The organism is Microcystis sp. M113S1 (assembly GCF_020246945.1).
Taxonomy (GTDB): Bacteria; Cyanobacteriota; Cyanobacteriia; order Cyanobacteriales; family Microcystaceae; genus Microcystis.
Genome location: NZ_JADBSA010000281.1, coordinates 1 through 3,001, shown reverse-complemented (window position 1 = coordinate 3,001; position 3,001 = coordinate 1). Strand labels below are relative to the sequence as shown.

Sequence of the window (3,001 nt, the reverse complement as noted above, 5' to 3'; positions counted from 1 at the left end):
TTGTTCTGGTGTGGGGTAAAATCGAAACGAGTAGGCTTTTTCCATGTCTCACATTTTAGCATATATTTGGTAAATGCGCTAGTATTTAACGGTAAAGCCGTCGTAGAACGACGGGGTTTCAGACCCAAAATTTTCGATGAAAATATTGTATCAGCAATTTTTTGTTATCATCACAAGTACGGGAGAGCCAATTTTGCTTCATTCATCCACACTTCTAAGATTATAACAAAAAAAGCGATCACACTATATGATCAAGTGTGATCGCACTAACATTATTCTTCAGTCTTATATCTGCGAATGGCACTGTTCATCAGGTTAATCTGCTCTGCGTGAAATGAAGGAGGCATGGCACCATGAGTCGTGTAGTCTAATCCATCGTGCATGACATCTGTTGGCAATGCAGAGTGATCTAAACCTAATGTATGACCAATCTCATGAGCAATCGTGTTGGCAATTAAGTTAGATAGACTACTAATACTAAGATTGCCTCTACAAGAAGCATAAAAAACTTGATCGATTCTGATAATTGCATGACCAGTAACTTTACCTAATAAGAAGCTCGCTACTCCTAAATAATCTACTGGCTGACTGTCAGCAAATACATAAACATGAGTAAATTTATCTTGCCATTCCTGACTGTTAGGTGGTTCTGTAGTAAGAAAAACCTGAACACCTCTGAATGCACCATACAGTCTGGAAAAAGCTTCCATAAAAATTGCACTCATGGTTTCTTGATATTCGGGTAAGACTTCCATATTTGAAATATCTATCCAAATACAATGGCGACTTTTTTCTGAAAAATTTCGCAAGGGAAAACCGCAGTTAGGACAAAATTCCCATTCTGCTTGAAGGCGCAATCTACAAGATTGACACCTGAGTTTAATTGGTCTAGTGAGATCTATACGCTGAGATAGAGATTGTTTTAGCTTGCGGTTGTATTTAGTTAAGTCCAGTCGTTCAAATAAAGATGACATAGCTTTCCTTTACTAAGCATAAGAACCGACAATTTCTCCTAATCCGTTGACACTAACTCCATTTCCAATTGCAGCTAACTTCCACTCGTCGTTATGTTGGTATAACTCTGCCATAATCATTCCCGTAGCACCTTTGTATTCATTTCCTGATAGATTGTAGCGAGCAAGCTCTTTGTTGTTAGACATATCGACTAATCGTACAAATGCGTTTTTTACCTGGGAAAAGTCTTGTTTTCTGGCTATACAGTCATAAATATTGACTGTAAAAACCAGTTTGGTAATTCGTGATGGCACTAAAGAAAGATCAACAATGATTTGCTCATCATCTCTCTCTCCTGCTCCCGTTAAGTTATCTCCCAAGTGAGTGATTCCTCCCGATCGATGCTTGAGATTGCCAAAATAAACTAGATCGTCCTTGTCTCCAACTTTTCCGTTATTGCCCAAGCAGATTACCGAGGAATCTAGGTCGTAGTTCGGTCTGTCACTAAATGCGCCGAACAAGCCACCCCCAGTTTGTTCTACTACATCCCATCCTAGTCCACAAATAATTTTTTTCAGACCAGGTGCCTCTTTTGTCAGGGAAATGCGTTGCCCTTTCTGTAAATTGATAGCCATAATTTGAACTTTCCTTAGCTATAACGATCTAGCAATGCTTGCAGCCCTCCTTGATAGCCAGACCCCACCGCGTTGAGCGACCATTGCCCATCTTTGCGATATAGTTCTGCCATGATTAGGGCGGTTTCAATAGAATAGTCTTCTACTAAGTCGTAGCGTACAGCCTCTTGTTTGTTCTGAGCATTGACGATACGCACAAAAGCGTTTTGTACTTGTCCAAAGTTCTGGCGACGTTGCTGTGCCTCGTGAATCGTTACCGTAATAACAATCTTCTTGACTTCTTCTGGTACTTTCTTGAGGTCAATTTTAATAACTTCATCATCCCCTTCCCCAAGTCCTGTTAGGTTATCCTCGTTATGTTGAACTGATTTGTTTTGGTCAGGGCTGACAAGATTGTTGTAGAAGATGAAGTGTTTATCTGAGATTAGCTTTTCATTAGCTCCCAACAAAAACACCGACGAATCTAGATCGAAGTCCGATCCAGTGTCAGTGGCTTTGACATCCCATCCCAATCCTACAAATACTTCTGATAATCCAGGAGCAACTTTTTCTAGCGATACTCGTTGTCCTTTTGTTAATGAAACTGCCATAAAATACTCTCCCGGGCAATCGCATATTGAATGAACTGTACAGTTAAGTCAGAGGTTTTTTTCATAATTTGTCAAGACCTTAGGGGTCACAAAACCAATCATAATAAAGTTCACTTTACCCCCCCCCACCGATTTTGTCAAGTGTAAACCAACACAAATTTACAAAAATTTATAATTATTGTTACCCTTGAGAGTAGGGTAGTAAAAAAATCTTTTAACGGGTTGGTCTTGGATTTTAGAATCTCTATGTCTGTCGGGAATTGAGAAATTTAGTATGTAGCTATACACGATTAATTACACAATCTAACTACTAATCTTGTTAGCGCGTAACAACTCTCGACGCACCTCATAATCAGCAATTTCTGGAAGAATAACCCTAATACCTGCTTTAATTAGCGTTTGTAGCCAACAATTACAAGCTAGACTTTCAGGCGCTCGCTTAGGATTAGTAATTAAACCGATAATTCCCGTATCTAATAAAACTACTCTATTCACCAAGTTACTCCCTTTAATTCAGCCGGAAATAAAGGACGCTCAGATAAGCGATCTTGGTCAAGTGCTTCGATTAAATATTCACCTGTTTCTTGTTGTTCTTGTTCATCTTCTTCATCAATCCAAGACTGAAGTAAATTAACCAGTTTAGTCTGTTTTTCTTGTTCTAAAATAGTATCTTTAAGTAGCTTCTGCTGAATAAATCTAAAAACCTTGTTGGGTAAGACTTTTAGACTTTTTGTCAATCAAAAAGTACCAGGCATGGGAGTGATCAGGGGGAAAATTCAGGTACTTTTTCCCTGAAAATTAGGTAGTTGACCACCTGAAAAT

The 3,001-nt window shown here is 38.9% G+C and carries 6 protein-coding genes; all 6 read right to left on the bottom strand.

Annotation, left to right across the window (positions count from 1 at the left end; translation table 11 throughout):
- Nucleotides 1–45 (bottom strand): helix-turn-helix domain-containing protein (locus IM319_RS22575; RefSeq protein WP_353737100.1); only part of this gene is annotated, 45 nt, incomplete at its 3' end.
- 227 nt (nt 46–272) lie between these two features.
- Nucleotides 273–974: a matrixin family metalloprotease gene (locus IM319_RS14215; protein WP_002793759.1), complete on the bottom strand. Its 702-nt coding sequence runs from the start codon at nt 972–974 to the stop codon at nt 273–275.
- A gap of 12 nt (nt 975–986) precedes the next feature.
- Entirely contained in the window at nt 987–1,589 is a 603-nt protein-coding gene (locus IM319_RS14210; protein WP_287735988.1) for a TerD family protein, read from the bottom strand.
- Between the two features lie 14 nt (nt 1,590–1,603).
- Complete coding sequence (locus IM319_RS14205) at nt 1,604–2,179, bottom strand: TerD family protein (protein ID WP_287735987.1); 576 nt, start codon at nt 2,177–2,179, stop codon at nt 1,604–1,606.
- A 303-nt stretch (nt 2,180–2,482) separates the two neighbouring features.
- Entirely contained in the window at nt 2,483–2,674 is a 192-nt protein-coding gene (locus IM319_RS14200) for a hypothetical protein (protein ID WP_231859663.1), read from the bottom strand.
- Nucleotides 2,671–2,916, bottom strand: coding sequence for a hypothetical protein (locus tag IM319_RS14195; RefSeq protein WP_287735986.1), 246 nt, complete (start codon nt 2,914–2,916; stop codon nt 2,671–2,673). The genes IM319_RS14200 and IM319_RS14195 overlap by 4 nt, the downstream gene beginning before the upstream one ends.
- Between the last annotated feature and the right edge of the window lie 85 nt (nt 2,917–3,001).